Below are 16,056 nucleotides of genomic sequence, written 5' to 3'. Positions count from 1 at the left end.
AGAGCCGCTTGGCCCAACCGGACGCGCCTTGTCGCGAGCTGTTGCCGGGCATAGCGTCTCACCACACGTCCAGGGTCACCAAGAGGGTTGGAATGTCGATGTCTGAAACAGCACGGTCGCGCGCCGCGGCTCTTGCCCACCTCCGTCGCAACGCACTTGCCGTCGGCGATTCCATCCCCCTGCCACTCACCATGGCTGCCATCTTTCACGCGCCTGGCGACGCCACCGGTTTCAACCAGTATGGCCGTTTCAGCAATCCGACCTGGGATGCGGTAGAACATATGCTGGCGCATCTGGAAGACGCGCCCTGCGTCGCCTTTCCTTCCGGAATGGCGGCGATTTCGGCGGCATTTTTCGCTGTCCTCAAGACCGGCGACCGCATTCTTCTGCCTTCGGATGGCTATCACACGACAAGGGCACTGGCCGAACGCTTCTTGAAACCACTCGGCATCGCCTACGATGTGAGGCCAACCTCGACCTTCCTCGATGGCGGTTTCGAAGGCTATCGTCTCGCTTTCGTAGAGACGCCCGCTAATCCGGGGCTGGACATATGCGATATCGCGGCGGTGGCCGCAGCCGCACACAAAGCGGGCGCACTGCTTGTCGTTGATAATACGACCATGACGCCTTTCGGCCAGCGCCCGCTCGACCATGGCGCGGATATTGTCATCGCCGCGGACACTAAGGCGCCCAACGGCCACTCCGACGTGCTGTTCGGCCATGTCGCGAGCCGCAACGCCGACATCATCGCCGCGGTGACGGATTGGCGCGAAACGTCCGGCGGCATTCCAGGGCCGTTCGAAGCGTGGCTTGTGCATCGTGGCCTCGAAACGCTCGATGTGCGCTTCGACCGCATGTGCTCCTCGGCGGAAGTGATCGCGCGGCGCCTGCAAGGTCACCCGGCGATCACGGGCCTGCGCTATCCCGGCCTGGAAGGCGATCCTTCGCACAATCTTGCCCGTGCCCAGATGGAACGCTTCGGCTTCCTTGTTTCCTTCGAACTCGCTTCGGAGCAGAAGGCCGAGGATTTCATCAACAACTGCGAATTGATGCAGGCCGCGACATCCTTCGGCGGCGTCCACACCTCCGCCGAGCGGCGTTCGAAGCGCGGCGATGCGGTTCCAGCCGGCTTCGTCCGCCTCTCGGTCGGCTGCGAACCAGTTGAAGAGCTTTGGGCGGCGATCGAGGCGTCGCTGGACAGGATCGGCGACTGACAAATCGGTTACGAACCGAGGTCGTCGGTTTCGAAGTTGCGATGGCCGTGCAGCACGCGAAGGATTCGATCGCATCGCCCCTGACTCGATACAGGGTGAGATAATTGCCGACGACCAGATGGCGAACACCCGGTGCGATATCGTCTCGTGGCGCGCCTGAGAAAGGATAGGTAGCCAGTTGCTGCCACCGCGCCTCGATGCGGTCGAGCAGCCGGTCGGCTGCGGCCTCGCTGTCGCTCGCAATATGCAGCCAGATCATGATCAGATCGTCTTCGGCGCGCGCGTTCCGGACGATGGGGAGCAAATTCATCCTGCGTCGTCAGATCGCAGGCGTCTCCGCGCCTCGGCCTTGATTTCGTCCATCGATTCAAATCGTCCCGGTCCGCTGTCGATCCCTTCCTGAACTAACCTCCGCAACTCCTCGACCGTATAGCCGAAGAGGTCGCGCCGATCCTTCCATTGCCGGAGCGCATCGCGGATCACCTCGCTAGCCGAAGCATATTCACCAGCGGCGACCACATCGTCGACCGCCGCCGCCAGTTCCGGCGAGAGGGTGATGCTGCGTTTGTCGACCTGTCCCATGATAAGATTCCCAAATGCTATTGGTTGCCTATGGTACGATTTAATCGTACCAGCTTCAAGCAACGGGGGATATCACTTGGCTGGCGAACGGCCTGCCAGCTTGAATCAACAGGCGCGCCCGAGGGCGCAACCTGTTGATCGCAAACTCGTCTTTTCGATATCGCGACGAAAAACTGCCAGCTGGCCTATAAGCCGGGTTCTGTATGGCCCTCGCCCCTTGCGGCGCGAGAACGTGGCGGCCATTCATCTTGGGCGCATATTGCCATGCGCCTCACGCAACCTACCCGGACGGTGAGCCGGAAACAGCCCTCGAGGGTTTCCCCTCGCACCGCCCCTATTCGGTCTTGCTCCCGGTGGGGTTTACCGTGCCGCTCCTGTTGCCAGTCGCGCGGTGGGCTCTTACCCCACCCTTTCACCCTTGCCCCGACCCGGCAAAGCCAAGTCGTGGCGGTTTGCTTTCTGTGGCACTTTCCCTGGGGTCGCCCCCGCCGGCCATTAGCCGGCACCGTGTCTCCATGGAGCCCGGACTTTCCTCACCCGCAGCCTTTCGGCTTTTGCTGGTGCGGCCGCCCGGCCAGCTGGCCAGGCGTATAAAGGGGTTCACGCCACAAAACGCAACTAAAAAAGCCGGTTACGACCGGTTCTTGTCACGCCGGCGACCCGACAGCCGCCAGTTGCACCTTGACCTTGCTGCAATAGGCGGCCGAGACCGGGTTCATTCGGGTGGCGCCGTGGCCGGCATTGTATTTCAGGATCGTGCCGCACGTCGTGCCGCCGCCGAGATCCCGCGCCATGGCAAGATACTTCATGCCGTATTTGATGTTGGTGTCCGGATTGAAGAGCCCATTGGCCGAGCCGCTATAGCCCATCATCCGCGCCGTCGCCGGCTTGATCTGCATCAAGCCGATTTCGCCGGCGCCGCCGACGAGGTTCGGCCGATAGTTGCTCTCGATCTTGATCACGGCGTGAGCGAGCGACGCCGGCACGCCATAGCTCGCGGCATAGCGCGCCACGATGGCCGAATACTGATCGCCACTGGCCACCGCTGCCGTCGAGGCCACTGCTTCCTTGATCCCGATCGATGCCGTCGTCGTTTTATCAACGGCCTTGCGGCCTCGCCTGGTCTTCTGTTTTGTGCTCGGCTTCTTGGCCTTGGTCCAGCTCGCCTTCTCCACCTTCGCGGAAGACCGCTTCGCCGCCCTCACATCCTTGCTGCTTTTGGCCGAAATGGCCTTGCCCTTGGCGGTCGCTGCGACGAGCCCCTGATCGGCCCGTGGGCTCAGCGGCGCGGCGCTCGCCGTTCCGAAGGCAAAAGTCATTACGCCGGCAGCAAGAGCTGCCGTTACAACGGTCAATTTCTGCATGTGATCCTGTTCTGTCTGAACGCGCGAAGATCTCCGCGCGGCATTGCTTGATTAATGTCGGATCATCCGGGGGTTAGACGCCCGACAAACTGTACGGATTGCCCTTTGAGGCCCGAATTGCGCGCAATGAAGGCGGGGCAATTCACTTTAAGTGACAGTTTGTAACCTAATGTCGGAAAAGCATTACTTGGACGGCATCCTGACCTAAGGTCAAGTTCCGGGGGAAGCGAGCAGCCGTTGAAGCGTGCGTATCGTCGATCCGTCCGCCACTCCATCGATCCGGCGTGGCCGGAAATGACGCTGGAAAGCCTCGACCACGACCCGCGTCTGCTGGTCGAAAACACCCGATATTTCGACCCCATAGCCGTAGAGCGCCAGCATCGATTGCAGCGCCTCGACATCGGCGCCAGCGTCGCCGGTCTTCAGCACGGCGCCGCGCCTGATCGGTGCCGCCGCCACCAAGTGGCCGACGCCGGCCTCGAACAGGGCCCGCCAGGGAAACTTCTCGCCCGGATCGATCTTGCGCCCCGGCGCCACGTCGGAGTGCGCCAGCACCCGCTGGGGGGCAATCGCATGCCGGCTGGCAATTCCGGCACACAAGCCGATCACCGCATCGATCTGTCGCTTGGGAAAACCGGGATAACCCAATGAATGCCCCGGGTTGACGATCTCGATGCCGACGGAACAGGAGTTGATGTCGGTGCGTCCGAACCACGAACTCTTCCCAGCGTGCCAGGCGCGGTCGCTTTCCCGGACCATCTGCACGATATGGCCGTTCTCATGCACCAGATAGTGCGAGGAGACTTCGCTGGCCGGGTCGCACAGCCACGCCTCGGCCCCGGCGCCTGTCGGCATGCCGGTATAGTGCAGCACGATCATGTCGGGCTTCAGCGTCTCGCGCCGTGGCCCGAAATTCGGCGATACCCTGACCTCGGCGCTCGGCTCGTCGGGCAGGAAGCCGCTCATGCGTGCCGCAGGCCCCGCTCGATCATCTCATAGGCGGTGTTGATCGCCGCGAGCCTCGTCGTCGCGATCTTGATGAATTCCTGCGGCAGGCCACGCGCGATCAGCCGGTCCGGATGATTGTCGGAAACCAGCTTGCGGTAGCGTTTCCTGACCTCCTCGAACGGCTTGCCGCGCTCGATGCCGAGCACGACATAGGGGTCGGCCGCACCAAGATTGACGTGCCTGGCAAGGATCGCCTCGTAGTGCACCTCGTCTATGCGGAAGATTTCGGCGATGCGGTGCAGGAACTGGCCTTCACGCTCATGGATCAGCCCGTCGGCCTTGGCGATGTGGAACAGGCCATCGAGTATATCCTCCAGCATCATGCAGTTCGAATGGCCGGAGCCACAAAGCTGCGCCATGCGCTCGGCATAGGTCTCGAAGCCGGCAACGTCACGTTTGGCCAGATCATAGAGCCGCGCCACGTTGCGCGTCTCCTTTGGCGGCACCTCGAATATTTCCTGGAAGGCGCGTATCTCATCCTGGGTGACGACCCCGTCGGCCTTGGCCATCTTGGCCGAGAGCGCAATCATCGCCACCGAGAAAGCGACGCGACGGCGCAAATCCGCATCGCCGGAAAAAACGGTGCGTACAGCCTCGACCACGTCGGCGACGCCCGACGAGGCTGAGGACGAAATCCGCGTGATGAAGTCGCCGAGGCGGTCCCAAATCGACATGGCCGCTTCTTAGAGCCAACCGGTCCCCGCTATCAAGCCAATAACGGCCGGCATCATACCTCCGACGACAATCGATCTCGTGTCGGAACCACTACCCGCCTGGGCGAAGGGCCGGCATGACGCCGGCCCTTCGCCAGAACACAGGTACTAATGGACTACTGCGCGGGCGCAGGAGCGGGCGTTGCCGGAGCCGGCTCGGCAGGCTTGGTCGAATTATCCGCGGGCGCCGCAGGTTTCATTGGCTGCTCGGCCGGCGGATTGGTGCTCTGGGTGGTGGTGTTATCCGTCCCCGTGCCGCTGTCGCTGCATGCAGCGACGCCGAGCAGCGCAAGCGCGGACACCGACGCAAGAATGAGTTTTTTCATGATATCTCTCCTTCAACACACGCTCACGTTGCAGTGAACGGTCGAGAAGGAAATGCATCACTCAGCCATGGGTTTCGTAACGATGCGTTTCCGCATGTAACATCGCTCGCATCCTCCCCTTGCGCCTCCCCGGGGGTGAAACAGCTTTGCGCTCCCCTGTGCGGATCGCTGTCATCCACCTGTCATAGCCGGGCGTTACCCGCTTGCGGCAAAGCAAATGGGGAATCACCTTGCCATGACGGACGTTTCCGCAGATCTGATCTTTCGCCGTGGCAAGGAAGTTGGAAAAGCCGTCTACCAGAACCGCCCCCTGTCGAAGGCAGGAATTTCCGAACGGCTGTTCGCCTTCCTGTTTTCGGGCCTGGTCTATCCGCAGATCTGGGAAGATCCCGATGTCGACATGGACGCAATGCAGCTTGGCGAAGGCCACCGCGTCGTCACTATTGCCTCCGGCGGTTGCAATATCCTGGCCTATCTCACCCGGTCGCCGGCCAGGATCGACGCCGTCGATCTCAATGCCGCTCACATAGCCCTGAACTGCATGAAGCTGGAGGCGGTGCGCCACCTGCCTTCGCAGGGCGACCTGTTTCGCTTCTTCGGTGCCGCCGGCAACGACCACAATTCTCAGGCTTACGACCGCTTCATCGCGCCGCATCTCGATCCGGTCAGCCGCCACTATTGGGAGCGCCGCAACTGGCGCGGCATCAGGCGCATCGCCGTCTTCGACCGCAATTTCTACCAGACCGGCCTGCTTGGCCTGTTCATCGCCATGGGCCACCGCACGGCTAAATTCTTCGGCGTCGACCCCGCCGGCATCATGCAGGCCAGGAACATTGACGAGCAGCGCCGCTTCTTCCACCAGGAGCTGGCCCCGGTGTTCGAAAAGCCGCTTTTGAAATGGGCGACCTCGCGCAAGGCCTCGCTGTTCGGCCTCGGCATCCCGCCGGCGCAATATGACTCTCTCATCACGTCCGGCGACGGCACCATGGCCAGTGTGCTGAAAGCCCGGCTGGAAAAGCTCGCCTGCGACTTTCCATTGAAAAACAACTATTTCGCTTGGCAAGCCTTTGCCAGGCGCTACCCCCAACCCGGCGAAGCCGCCCTGCCCGCCTATCTTGAAAGGCAGAACTATGAGGCCATTCGCGGCAATGTAGACCGCGTCGCCATTCATCATGCCAATCTGATCGAATTCCTGGCAGGCAAGGACGCGGGTTCCGTCGACCGTTTCATCCTGCTCGACGCGCAGGACTGGATGACCGACGACCAGCTCAATGCGCTGTGGTCGGAAATCACCCGCACCGCCTCCGCCGGCGCGCGTGTCATCTTCCGCACTGCGGCCGAGCCAAGTCTGCTGCCGGGCCGCGTCTCCGCTTCCCTGCTCGACCAGTGGAGCTACGAGAGCGATGCCTCGCGCGAATTCTCCACCCGCGACCGCTCGGCAATCTATGGCGGCTTTCATCTGTACGTGAAGCGCGCCTCATGAGCACTACCGAGCTGCCGGCCAATCACGCCGAACTGATGGACGGTGTCTACCGCTGGCAGCGTCACATCTACGACCTGACCCGCAAATATTATCTGCTCGGCCGCGACCGGCTGATATCAGGGCTGGACGTTCCGCCGGGCGGCACGGTGCTGGAGCTCGGCTGCGGCACCGGGCGAAACATCATCCTCGCCGCCCGCAGCTTTCCCGGCGCGCGCTTCTATGGCCTCGACATTTCGGCAGAGATGCTGGAGACCGCGGGCACCGCGATTGCCCGCGAAGGCCTGTCCGATCGGGTCATGCTGGCAAGGGGCGACGCCACGGAGTTCGACGTAAAGGCGCTGTTCGGCCGCGACAGCTTCGACCGTGTCTTCGTCTCCTATTCATTGTCGATGATCCCAGGCTGGGAAAAGACGGTCTCCGCCGCGCTGGCAACGCTCGCTCCGGGCGGTTCCCTGCACATCGTCGACTTCGGCCAGCAGGAAGGCCTGCCGGACTGGTTTCGGACCCTGCTTCGCGGCTGGCTCAGAAAATTCCACGTCACGCCCCGTGAAATGTTGCGCGAGGTGCTGGAATCGGAATCGCGAAAAATCGGCGCAACCTTCCGTTTCCGCACACTTTATCGCGGCTACGCCTGGCTGGCGGTGGTCCGGCCGAGCAGCTGATTGGCTAGCGCAGCGCCTTCACCAATGCCCCGACCATGGTCTGCGGCCTGTAGCCCAGCTTGGCCGGCGTCAGGCCGAGCCGCACCACCACTAATTGCTCGGATGGAATGATGGCGACGGTCTGCCCATCATGCCCCTCCATCCAATAGGTGTCCTTGGGCAGGCCCGCCGCCACGCCGGCACCGGGGTTTTCCTCGTCGCCCGGCGCCTCGATCCACAATTGCCCCTTGCTGTAGACTTTCGAGGCCGACGCAGGTTCGCGCATCCAGTCGACGAAACCGGCCGGCAGTATCTGGTTGCCGTTCCAGACCCCGCCCTGCAGCAGGAACTGGCCGAAGCGGGCCCAGTCATGGGCGGTGGCGTAGAAATAGGATGAGCCGACGAACGTGCCCTGTTCGTCGGTCTCGAGCACGGCGCTGTGCATGCCCAGCGGCTCGAACAGCGCGGTGCGCGGCCACGTCAACGCCTTGGCCTTGTCGCCGACCGCATCCTGCCAGAGCCGCGACAGCATCACCGCCGTTCCGCTCGAATAGGAGAACACCTTGCCCACCTCGCCCGTGAGCGGCTTGGCTTCGGCAAAGCCCGCCATGTCGGGTTCGAGATAGAGCATGCGCGTCACGTCGGCGACGTCGCCATAGTCTTCGTTGAATTCCAGCCCGCTCGACATCGCCATCATGTCGGCAAGGCTGATCGCGGCGCGGCCATCGGCCTTCCACGGCGCGAAAAGGCCCTGGTTGGTCATCGCCATCTTGCCGTTCTTGACCAGCGTGCCGACTATGGCGGCATTGACCGTCTTGGTCATCGACCAGCCGAGCAACGGCGTTCGGGCGGAAAAGCCCTCGCCATAGCGTTCCGCCACGACGCGGCCGTTCTTGACCACCACCACGGCGCGCATGCCGGCGCCGGTCATGGCGGCATCGTCGACGATCTTCGCCACCTCCGAGTTCTGCGAGGCTTCGACCCGCTCGCCTTCCGGCCACAGCGCATCCTGTCTTGCCGCCGAGGGTTCGACATGGATCGCCGTGCGCCGCGCCTTGCCGACATCGCCATCCGGAACCGAGGCGCAGCCCAGCCCGTCGCGAGAAACCGCGATGCTCTTGCCGAGGAAGCCAAGCAGGCCGGCGGAAACTGTGCCCCGGTTCTTGTCGACCGAGACCCGCATCAGTTTGAGCAAGGGATGACCGGGCGCCTGCACATCGACGGCAAGCACCTCGTTGGCATCGCGCCCGGCGACGAAAACGTTCGAGCAGACGATCTTTGCCGAATAGCCCGAGCCGACCCGGATCAGTTCGGGCGGCGCGAAATAGAGCCACCCAAACAGCGCCACGACCGCCAGCACCACCAGGCCGAGCAGCCGTTTGACGATCTTGGCAATGATCCGCATCTTTCCCGCCCCCGAATCCAGGCTCGATCCATGTCATCGATTTGCCGCCATTGCTTCCGCAAAATCATGGGCCTTGTCGAGCGTCGTCAACCAGATATCAACCATGATCGGCGATCACAGGTGCATGTCGCCCAACAGCGCGCCGCGTTTTTGGGATCACGGCAGGAAACAAAATCAAAGCGCGCCGAAAAAATGCGCGTTTTGGCGATATACCGGGCGATGCTGTGGGGCGATCGTCCGGCGGGGGCCAGACCAAGCGCCGGCCATCAGTGCACAGACCCATCAGCAACCGGCTGCAACCGGCTCGGGAGTTGCAATGCGCCGTCTCGCGGCCCTTTTCATGCTGACGCTGCTGGGCGCCTGCTCGACCGTGGAGGATCTGTCGCCACTGTCGCCATCCAGCACCCCTTCGGTTGCGGTGCGCGCGCCCCGCTTCGCCGATTCCAAGCCGCATGAATGGGACAGCGGCGCGCCCTGGAATTACGCAGTTCACGGCACCGACGTCTCAAAATACCAGACCTCGGTCGACTGGCCGACCGCCAAGGCCAGCGGTATTTCCTTCGCTTTCATCAAGGCGACGGAGGGCGGCGACCGTTTCGATGATTATTTCAACGAGCATTGGGCGCGCACCAAAGCCGCCGGCGTTCCTCGTGCCGCCTATCATTTCTTCTATTTCTGCACTCCGGCGGCGGTACAGGCGCGCTGGTTCATCCGCAACGTCCCCGTCGACCGTTCGGCCATGCCGCCGGTGCTGGACATGGAATGGAACCCGAAATCGCCGACCTGCAGGCTGCGCCCCGACCCGGCCACCGTGCGCGCGGAGATGACCACCTTCCTCGAAATCGTCGAGCGGCATTACGGCAAGAAGCCGATCATCTACACGTCGGTAGACTTCTTTGAAGACAACGAGCTGTCGACCTTCCGCGGTTATCCCTACTGGCTACGCTCCGTCGCCGGCCACCCGCGTCAGAAATATGGCAGCCACCCCTTCACCTTCTGGCAGTATACGGGAACCGGCATCGTTCCCGGCATGATCGGCAAGTCCGATATAAACGTCTTCAACGGCAGCCAAGCCGCCTGGGACAAATGGTTGAGGCAGAACACCCGTTGACACCGTGTCAACGGGTGCCAAGCCGCCCGGAGGAAGGGTTGCTGCAGAACACCCGTTGACACCGGGCCTGCCGCCTGCTTTCGACACGGCCGGCGGCCAAGAGTGCAACCGCCGGTATTCCGGGGCGACGCGCATCCAGATGGACAGCAAGGCCGCCCGGGAATCCTGAATGTCGAAAGGAAGTCTATGCGACTGCGTCCCCAAGCCCTCGCGGTGCTGTTCCTGTGCGCCACGGCCTTGCCGGCGATGGCGCAGGAATGTGGCGGCGACTTCGAAACCTGGAAGCAGGGCGTGGCAGCGGAAGCCAAGGCGGCGGGTGTCGGCCCTGTCGGCCTCGAAGCGCTCGAGGATGCCAGCTTCGACGAGAGGGCCCTGGCGCGCGACCGTGCGCAGGGCGTCTTCACCCAGACCTTCATCGAGTTCTCCAACCGGATGATCTCGGCCTACCGGCTGAAGCAGGGCGCGGCGAACATGAAGAAATATGCCGATATCTTCGCCCGCGCCGACCAGCAGTTCGGCGTCCAGGCGCCGGTCATCACCGCTTTCTGGGCGCTGGAGACCGATTTCGGCGCCGTGCAGGGCGATTTCCATACGCTCAGCGCGCTGGTGACGCTTTCCCATGACTGCCGCCGCCCGCAGCTGTTCCGGCAGCAGTTGGTGCCACTGCTGGAATTGATCGACCATGGCGTGCTGCCGGCCGACGTCAACGGCGCCTGGGCTGGAGAGATCGGCCAGACGCAGATCCTGCCTTCGGATTATCTTGCCCGTGGCGTCGACGGCGACGGCGACGGCAAGATCGACCTGCGGGGCAGCGTGCCGGACGTGATCATGACGACGGCCAACAAGGTGCTGTCGCGCGGCTGGAAACGCGACGAGCCCTGGATCCAGGAAGTGCGCGTGCCCGACGAGATGCCATGGGAACAGACCGGGCGCACAAACAAATTGCCGCTGACACAGTGGACGCAGTGGGGTGTTACCAATCCCGACGGCTCGCCGCTGGTCGACAAGGGCCTGAAGGCCGGGCTGGCGCTGCCCATGGGCCGCAAGGGGCCGGCCTTCCTCACTTACGAAAATTTCGACGTCTATCTCGAATGGAACCAGTCCTTCACCTACGCGCTGACCGCGGCCAATCTTGCCGCGCGGCTTGCCGGCGCGCCACCGATCGACCCGCGCAATCCTGAACCAGGCCTCAACAACGAGCAGATGAAGGCTTTGCAGACCAAACTGGAGGCCAAGGGCTATGATGTTGGCACGGTCGACGGGATCCTGGGCACCAACACCCGCGAAGCGATCCGCAAGGAGCAGACGCGGCTGGGATTGCCCGTGGACGGCTGGCCGACGCCGGAGCTTTTAGCGAAGCTGTGAGTAGTAAGTAGTGACGGAGCCATTTCCCTACTCCCTACTCCCTACTTAATCCGCCATCGTCTCCAGACTCGCCAATCCCACCGGCGCGTCGCCTTCGTCGAAGGACGTCGCCACCTCGACGAAAGTGTCGGGATAGAAGCCGTTGAAACGGGTTCTCAGCGACAGCGAATAGGCGCCGATATGGCCGATCTCGATCCAGTCGCCGGTGTCGACGGTTTCCGGCAGCCAGAACGGCCGCGACAATATGTCGACGGAATCGCAGGTCGCGCCGCAGACCTTGAACGGCACGATGGTTTTCTCGTCGCCATTGCGCGTGCGGATCGCCGGATCGGGAATGAAGCGCGCCGGCAGCGTGATCTTGCCGGTCCATGAATCCGACAGCGACGCCCAGATGCCGTCATTGATGTAGAGCCGCTTGCCCTTGCGCAAAAGCACCCGCACGATCAGCGACAGGCAGCGCGCCACGATCACCCGGCCGGGCTCGGCCACCAGCGGCATCTGGTCGAACTGGTATTCCTTGAGGTCTCCAGAAAGCCGCGACATGATCTGGCCGAGCGACGGCATCGCGACTTGCTTGCGGTTGGGATCATGCCCGTATTCGGCCGGAAAACCGCCGCCGACATCGAGACCGGCCAGGTCGAAGGTCAGCCGGTTGCGCACCCAATCGGCGGAAGCCAATGCCCTTTCGTAGGTGTCGGGGTCCTCGATCTGGCTGCCGACATGGAAGCACAGGCCGACCTTGTAGCCGGTACGGTTCAGCCGCTCGGCGAGCTCGACCGCATAGGCCGGCCCGGCGCCGAACTTCTTCGACAGCTCGTAAGCCGCATGGCCCTTGGTCTGCACTCGAACGAACACGCTGATTGCGCCCGGGTCAATGTCGAGTGCCCTGACCACCCGCGTCAGTTTGGTGATCTCGTCTTCGTGGTCGAGCGCAATGACGCGGATGCCGTATTTCTCCAGCGCCAGCTTGATGTCCGACTGCGCCTTGACGGGATGCATGTAGAGCATCTCGGCATCGGCCGAGACCGCGCGCACGGCGGCGAACTCGCCGGGCGAGGCCACGTCGAAGGCGGAGACGCCGGCCTCGACCAGCGTCTTCAGCACGATCTGCTCGCCATTGGTCTTGACCGCATAGGCCGTCTTGCCGGGGAACATGCCCATGAACTGCAAGGCATCGGCCTTCAGCACCTGCGGGCGGAAGCAGTAGACCGGATCGTCCGGGCGAAGCGCCAGTGCCGCCTCGCGGGCATTCTCGAATCGCTGCATGGACGAATCCTTGACCTAGCCTGCGCACAATTAATCCAAGCTAGCGGCCAATGAAAACAATTCTGTGTCTCTTGCGCCTGGCGGCAGGGCGCTAGGCTTGTCAGGGGAGACATGCCATCGGGCAGGTTTCGGGTGGTTCTTGCCTGCGAACCCGATATGGCCTCTGTCTGGCTGCCTGCATTCGGCCGTCCGGGGAGGACGCATCACATGGCAATAGCCGCGACATCAGCACCGCGCGGACCGATGGCGCTCAAGGACTGGGCGCAGCTTCTGCTGCTCGGCGCGATCTGGGGCGGCTCCTTTCTCTTCGCCCGCATTGCCGTGGCGGAGCTTCACCCGCTGGTGCTGGTATTGTTTCGCGTCGCCATCGCGGCACTCGCTTTACAGCTCTATCTCTTCCTGCGCGGCCCATCCTTCCGCCTTGCCCTTCCTCATGCAGGACTGTTCTTCCTGCTGGCCTTCACCAACAACGTCGTGCCTTTTTCGCTGATCTTCGCCGGCCAGACCGAGCTTGGCGCCGGCGTCGCCTCGGTGCTCAATGCGACCACGCCGTTCTGGACGCTGATCCTCGCCAACGCCCTGACATCGGACGAGAAGCTCTCCTGGAACAAGCTGGCCGGCATTGCGCTTGGCGTCGCCGGCACGGCTGTGATGATCGGCCCCGGCCTGGTTGCCGGCCTCGGCGGCCCGGTCTGGGCCAAATTCGCGCTGATCGGAGCATCGTTGTCCTACGGCGTCGCACTGATGGTCGCCCGTCGCTTCAAGGGCGTGCCCTCGCCGGTCATTGCCACCGGGCAGCTGACCGCCTCGACCATCATCATGATCCCGGTGGTGCTGCTTGCGCACGGTCCCGCGGGCCTGTTCTCGGCCTCGCCGCCGGTCTGGGCGGCGGTGCTGGCGCTGGCGCTGCTGTCCACCGCCTTCGCCTATATCCTCTATTTCAACCTCGTCGCCTCGGCCGGCGCCACCAACGCCTCCCTGGTGACGCTGATCGTGCCGGTGAGTGCCATGCTGCTCGGTTTCCTGTTCCTCGGCGAGCGGCTGGAATTGTTCGAAATCGGCGGCATGATGCTGATCGGTCTCGGCCTGGTGACCATAGACGGGCGCCTGTTCATCCGCAGGGTAGCGCTGCCATGACATGCCAACGACACGAAGCCGCCATAATTTATTCACAGGTTCGTATCTGGTTTTTGCCTAGAAGTTTCAACGCCTAACGGCGAAAACGAGGTCGCAAGCTCCACAATCGCGTCGCAATGCAGCACATTTTCCGCTTGCCTGTGGCACAAATGACCCTAGACTCCGGCCATAGCTCTTTAAGAGGAGGCTATGTCATGGGACTTACGAGGCCAATCAACGCATTGATGATCTGTGCTGCGTTTGCATTCATCGGCGCCCTCATTATAGGCGTTCTTCCCTGAACCCGCCAAAAACGGGGAAGACCAGCACCCAATAATCAACCAGTTTGAAAGGCCGGGTTTTTACCCGGCCTTTCTGCAACTCAAGCCCGGTTCAGGCGGCTGCGGAGCCAGCCACTTCCGCCTCATGCGAGCGGATGCCGATCATGTGGCAGACGGCAAAGACGAGGTCGGCCCGGTTCATCGTATAGAAGTGGAAATCGCCCACGCCCCGCTCGACCAGGTCCAGCACCTGCTCGGCCGCCACCGCCGACGCGACCAACGCATGCGTCTGCGGATCATTCTGCAGGCCGTCGAAACGTTCGGCCAGCCATGCCGGCACCAGCGCGCCGCAACGTGCCGAGAAATTGGCGACCTGGGTGAAATTGTGCACCGGCAGGATGCCCGGCACGATCGGAATGTAGATGCCGGCTCGACGCGCGCGCTCGACATAGCGCTCGTAGAGATCGTTGTCGAAGAAGAACTGGGTGATCGCCCGCGTCGCGCCATTATCGACCTTGCGCTTCAGCATGTCGATGTCGGTGGCGAAGTCGGGGCTTTCCGGATGCTTTTCCGGATAGGCCGAGACCGAGATGTCGAAATCGCCGGCGCTCTTCAGCGCACCGACCAGCTCGGCGCCATTGGCATAGCCGTCCGGGTGCGGACGATAGGCGGTGCCGACGCCCGCGGCCGGATCACCGCGCAGGGCGACGAACCGCTTCACACCCATGTCGGCGAATTCCTGGATCACCGCATCGACCTGAGGGCGCGGGGCGTCGACGCAGGTCATGTGCGCTGCCGGCGTCAGGCTGGTCTCCTTCAGGATGCGGCCTACGGTGCGTGCCGTGCGCTCCCGAGTCGAACCGCCGGCGCCATAGGTCACCGAGACGAATTTCGGCTTCAGCGGTTCCAGTCGGGTGACCGTGTCCCACAGCCTCGCTTCCATCTCGTCCGACTTTGGCGGGAAGAATTCGAAGGAAACCCTGACCTTGTCGCCAATGTCGGGGCGGCGGGAAAAGCGGAACTGGTTCATCAGGCGATTTCCCCTATCGAACTCACTTTGGTCTGCTGGCTGTCATTGGCAGGATCGGCGATCAGCAGGCGCCGGTCGCGGCCAAGCCAGAGCTTGACCGTGAGCCTGGCCTCGGTGCCGCCGCGCGGCTCGAACTCCTGGGCATCTTCGAGATCAAGGCCCGCTTCGGAGAACCACTCGCCGATCTGCCGGTCGGAAAAGCCGAGGCGCATATGCGCGTGCTCGTCGCGCAGGAATTCCAGGGTATGCGGCGCGAAATCGACGATCACCAGCCGTCCGGAAGGGCGCAGCAGCCGCGCCGCCTCATGGATGGCGCGCGCAGGATCATCGAGATAATGCAGCACCTGATGGATGGTGACGAGATCGAAGGCGTCGCGCTCGACCGGCGGCGAGAAGATGTCGCCCTGCCGCACCTGAGCATTGGAGACGCCGGCCTTGTCGAGGTTGGCGCGCGCGACGGTCAGCATCTCGCGCGACATGTCGATGCCGATGCCGCGCCGGTAGAGCGGCGAGAATATCTCCAAGAGGCGTCCGGTGCCGGTGCCGAGATCGAGCATCGACTGGAACGGCCGCTTGCCGACGAGCTTCATGAGGGCTGCCTCGACCGCACGGTCAGGCACGTGCAGGGAGCGGATATGGTCCCAGCTTGCCGCGTTCTGCGAAAAATACTCCGCCGCGCGGTCCTGCCGCTTGCGCTTGACCGAGGCCAGCCGCTCGAGATCGCGCTCGACCTGCGGATCGGCGCCGCGAATGCCGGCGACCAGCCGCAGCACGAAGTCGCGCGCGGAATCCGTATCCGACAGCCGGAAGAAAGCCCACGACCCCTCCTGGTAACGGCCGATCAGCCCGGCCTCCAGGAGCAGCTTCAGGTGCCGCGACACGCGCGGCTGCGACTGGCCGAGAATCTCGGTAAGATCGGACACGGTGAGATCACCGCGCGACAGCAGCGCCAGTATGCGCAAGCGGCTCGATTCGGCCGCCGCCTTCAATGTGTCCACCATGGTGTCGAGCGCGACATGCATCAGCGTATTCTCTTTGAAAAAGATATAAACATATGTTTATGTCGATTTTCACAGCCTTGCAAGCGCTATGTCGCTTCCGGACAAGAAAATGCCGCAGGCGTGATTTCTCGGTGCATGTCGCGCCTAAAA

At 63.0% G+C, this 16,056-nt stretch carries 15 protein-coding genes, 1 other RNA gene and 1 pseudogene; 6 read left to right on the top strand and 11 right to left on the bottom strand.

Annotation, left to right across the window (positions count from 1 at the left end; all coding sequences use genetic code 11):
• The first annotated feature begins 98 nt into the window (after nt 1-98).
• Nucleotides 99-1,214, top strand: coding sequence for a cystathionine gamma-lyase (locus tag FJ867_RS10700; RefSeq protein WP_140516714.1), 1,116 nt, complete (start codon nt 99-101; stop codon nt 1,212-1,214).
• Nucleotides 1,215-1,341: 127 nt separating this feature from the next.
• Here FJ867_RS10700 and FJ867_RS29355 read toward each other — a convergent pair.
• From FJ867_RS29355 to FJ867_RS10665, 7 genes and pseudogenes are all read right to left on the bottom strand, one after another.
• Nucleotides 1,342-1,473 (bottom strand): annotated as a pseudogene (locus FJ867_RS29355) (type II toxin-antitoxin system RelE/ParE family toxin); the annotation flags it as partial.
• 47 nt (nt 1,474-1,520) lie between these two features.
• Nucleotides 1,521-1,796 (bottom strand): type II toxin-antitoxin system ParD family antitoxin, encoded by a 276-nt coding sequence (locus tag FJ867_RS10690; protein ID WP_140495192.1) that lies wholly within the window; start codon nt 1,794-1,796, stop codon nt 1,521-1,523.
• Nucleotides 1,797-1,968: 172 nt separating this feature from the next.
• Nucleotides 1,969-2,378, bottom strand: an RNA gene (gene rnpB / locus FJ867_RS10685) — RNase P RNA component class A.
• A gap of 65 nt (nt 2,379-2,443) precedes the next feature.
• A complete protein-coding gene (locus FJ867_RS10680) occupies nt 2,444-3,160 on the bottom strand; it encodes a transglycosylase SLT domain-containing protein (protein ID WP_140495190.1) in 717 nt (238 codons plus the stop codon).
• Nucleotides 3,161-3,370: 210 nt separating this feature from the next.
• The gene (locus FJ867_RS10675) at nt 3,371-4,126 is read right to left on the bottom strand and encodes an N-acetylmuramoyl-L-alanine amidase (RefSeq protein ID WP_140516616.1); all 756 of its coding nucleotides are present in this window, start codon (nt 4,124-4,126) and stop codon (nt 3,371-3,373) included.
• Nucleotides 4,123-4,842 carry a DnaJ family molecular chaperone gene (locus FJ867_RS10670; protein ID WP_140495186.1) on the bottom strand — a complete coding sequence of 240 codons (720 nt, stop codon included), beginning with the start codon at nt 4,840-4,842 and terminating at the stop codon, nt 4,123-4,125. The genes FJ867_RS10675 and FJ867_RS10670 overlap by 4 nt, the downstream gene beginning before the upstream one ends.
• Nucleotides 4,843-4,997: 155 nt before the next feature.
• Nucleotides 4,998-5,207, bottom strand: a complete 210-nt coding sequence (locus FJ867_RS10665; RefSeq protein WP_140495184.1) for a hypothetical protein — start codon at nt 5,205-5,207, stop codon at nt 4,998-5,000.
• 235 nt (nt 5,208-5,442) lie between these two features.
• Between FJ867_RS10665 and FJ867_RS10660 the strand changes: the two genes are divergently transcribed.
• Entirely contained in the window at nt 5,443-6,690 is a 1,248-nt protein-coding gene (locus FJ867_RS10660; RefSeq protein ID WP_246675034.1) for a DUF3419 family protein, read from the top strand.
• A complete protein-coding gene (locus FJ867_RS10655) occupies nt 6,687-7,352 on the top strand; it encodes a class I SAM-dependent methyltransferase (RefSeq protein ID WP_140557525.1) in 666 nt (221 codons plus the stop codon). The genes FJ867_RS10660 and FJ867_RS10655 overlap by 4 nt, the downstream gene beginning before the upstream one ends.
• 4 nt (nt 7,353-7,356) lie before the next feature.
• On the opposite strand, the gene FJ867_RS10650 is transcribed toward FJ867_RS10655, so the two are convergent.
• Nucleotides 7,357-8,736, bottom strand: coding sequence for a serine hydrolase (locus FJ867_RS10650; RefSeq protein WP_140817351.1), 1,380 nt, complete (start codon nt 8,734-8,736; stop codon nt 7,357-7,359).
• A 316-nt stretch (nt 8,737-9,052) separates the two neighbouring features.
• Here FJ867_RS10650 and FJ867_RS10645 point away from each other — a divergent pair, with 316 nt between their 5' ends.
• Complete coding sequence (locus FJ867_RS10645; RefSeq protein WP_140516622.1) at nt 9,053-9,847, top strand: GH25 family lysozyme; 795 nt, start codon at nt 9,053-9,055, stop codon at nt 9,845-9,847.
• A 186-nt stretch (nt 9,848-10,033) separates the two neighbouring features.
• Nucleotides 10,034-11,212 carry a lytic murein transglycosylase gene (locus FJ867_RS10640; RefSeq protein WP_140516624.1) on the top strand — a complete coding sequence of 393 codons (1,179 nt, stop codon included), beginning with the start codon at nt 10,034-10,036 and terminating at the stop codon, nt 11,210-11,212.
• A gap of 45 nt (nt 11,213-11,257) precedes the next feature.
• Here FJ867_RS10640 and FJ867_RS10635 read toward each other — a convergent pair whose 3' ends face one another.
• Nucleotides 11,258-12,478: an alanine racemase gene (locus tag FJ867_RS10635; protein WP_140516626.1), complete on the bottom strand. Its 1,221-nt coding sequence runs from the start codon at nt 12,476-12,478 to the stop codon at nt 11,258-11,260.
• Nucleotides 12,479-12,685: 207 nt separating this feature from the next.
• Between FJ867_RS10635 and FJ867_RS10630 the strand changes: the two genes are divergently transcribed.
• Nucleotides 12,686-13,615: a DMT family transporter gene (locus FJ867_RS10630; protein WP_140516628.1), complete on the top strand. Its 930-nt coding sequence runs from the start codon at nt 12,686-12,688 to the stop codon at nt 13,613-13,615.
• A 372-nt stretch (nt 13,616-13,987) separates the two neighbouring features.
• Here the strand turns inward: FJ867_RS10630 and metF are convergent, their stop codons facing one another.
• Both metF and FJ867_RS10620 read right to left on the bottom strand, forming a co-directional pair.
• Nucleotides 13,988-14,905 carry a methylenetetrahydrofolate reductase [NAD(P)H] gene (metF, locus tag FJ867_RS10625; RefSeq protein ID WP_140495168.1) on the bottom strand — a complete coding sequence of 306 codons (918 nt, stop codon included), beginning with the start codon at nt 14,903-14,905 and terminating at the stop codon, nt 13,988-13,990.
• Complete coding sequence (locus tag FJ867_RS10620; protein ID WP_140495166.1) at nt 14,905-15,927, bottom strand: metalloregulator ArsR/SmtB family transcription factor; 1,023 nt, start codon at nt 15,925-15,927, stop codon at nt 14,905-14,907. Before FJ867_RS10620 ends, metF begins: the two co-directional genes overlap by 1 nt.
• Nucleotides 15,928-16,056: the final 129 nt, after the last annotated feature.

It is taken from the genome of Mesorhizobium sp. B2-5-3, assembly GCF_006441005.1.
GTDB lineage: Bacteria > Pseudomonadota > Alphaproteobacteria > Rhizobiales > Rhizobiaceae > Mesorhizobium.
The sequence above is the reverse complement of the archived record's forward strand: the minus strand, read 5'-3'. Positions and strand labels throughout refer to the sequence as shown.

What these genes read in the sequence shown, in the direction of transcription:
- FJ867_RS10635 (WP_140516626.1), bottom strand. Translation starts at nt 12,478, where the DNA reads ATGCAGCGATTCGAGAATGCCCGCGAGGCGGCACTGGCGCTTCGCCCG.
- FJ867_RS10650 (WP_140817351.1), bottom strand. Translation starts at nt 8,736, where the DNA reads ATGCGGATCATTGCCAAGATCGTCAAACGGCTGCTCGGCCTGGTGGTG.
- FJ867_RS10620 (WP_140495166.1), bottom strand. Translation starts at nt 15,927, where the DNA reads ATGCATGTCGCGCTCGACACCATGGTGGACACATTGAAGGCGGCGGCC.
- FJ867_RS10645 (WP_140516622.1), top strand. Translation starts at nt 9,053, where the DNA reads ATGCGCCGTCTCGCGGCCCTTTTCATGCTGACGCTGCTGGGCGCCTGC.
- FJ867_RS10630 (WP_140516628.1), top strand. Translation starts at nt 12,686, where the DNA reads ATGGCAATAGCCGCGACATCAGCACCGCGCGGACCGATGGCGCTCAAG.
- FJ867_RS10700 (WP_140516714.1), top strand. Translation starts at nt 99, where the DNA reads ATGTCTGAAACAGCACGGTCGCGCGCCGCGGCTCTTGCCCACCTCCGT.
- FJ867_RS10680 (WP_140495190.1), bottom strand. Translation starts at nt 3,160, where the DNA reads ATGCAGAAATTGACCGTTGTAACGGCAGCTCTTGCTGCCGGCGTAATG.
- FJ867_RS10690 (WP_140495192.1), bottom strand. Translation starts at nt 1,796, where the DNA reads ATGGGACAGGTCGACAAACGCAGCATCACCCTCTCGCCGGAACTGGCG.
- FJ867_RS10675 (WP_140516616.1), bottom strand. Translation starts at nt 4,126, where the DNA reads ATGAGCGGCTTCCTGCCCGACGAGCCGAGCGCCGAGGTCAGGGTATCG.
- FJ867_RS10640 (WP_140516624.1), top strand. Translation starts at nt 10,034, where the DNA reads ATGCGACTGCGTCCCCAAGCCCTCGCGGTGCTGTTCCTGTGCGCCACG.
- FJ867_RS10670 (WP_140495186.1), bottom strand. Translation starts at nt 4,842, where the DNA reads ATGTCGATTTGGGACCGCCTCGGCGACTTCATCACGCGGATTTCGTCC.
- metF (WP_140495168.1), bottom strand. Translation starts at nt 14,905, where the DNA reads ATGAACCAGTTCCGCTTTTCCCGCCGCCCCGACATTGGCGACAAGGTC.
- FJ867_RS10660 (WP_246675034.1), top strand. Translation starts at nt 5,443, where the DNA reads ATGACGGACGTTTCCGCAGATCTGATCTTTCGCCGTGGCAAGGAAGTT.
- FJ867_RS10665 (WP_140495184.1), bottom strand. Translation starts at nt 5,207, where the DNA reads ATGAAAAAACTCATTCTTGCGTCGGTGTCCGCGCTTGCGCTGCTCGGC.
- FJ867_RS10655 (WP_140557525.1), top strand. Translation starts at nt 6,687, where the DNA reads ATGAGCACTACCGAGCTGCCGGCCAATCACGCCGAACTGATGGACGGT.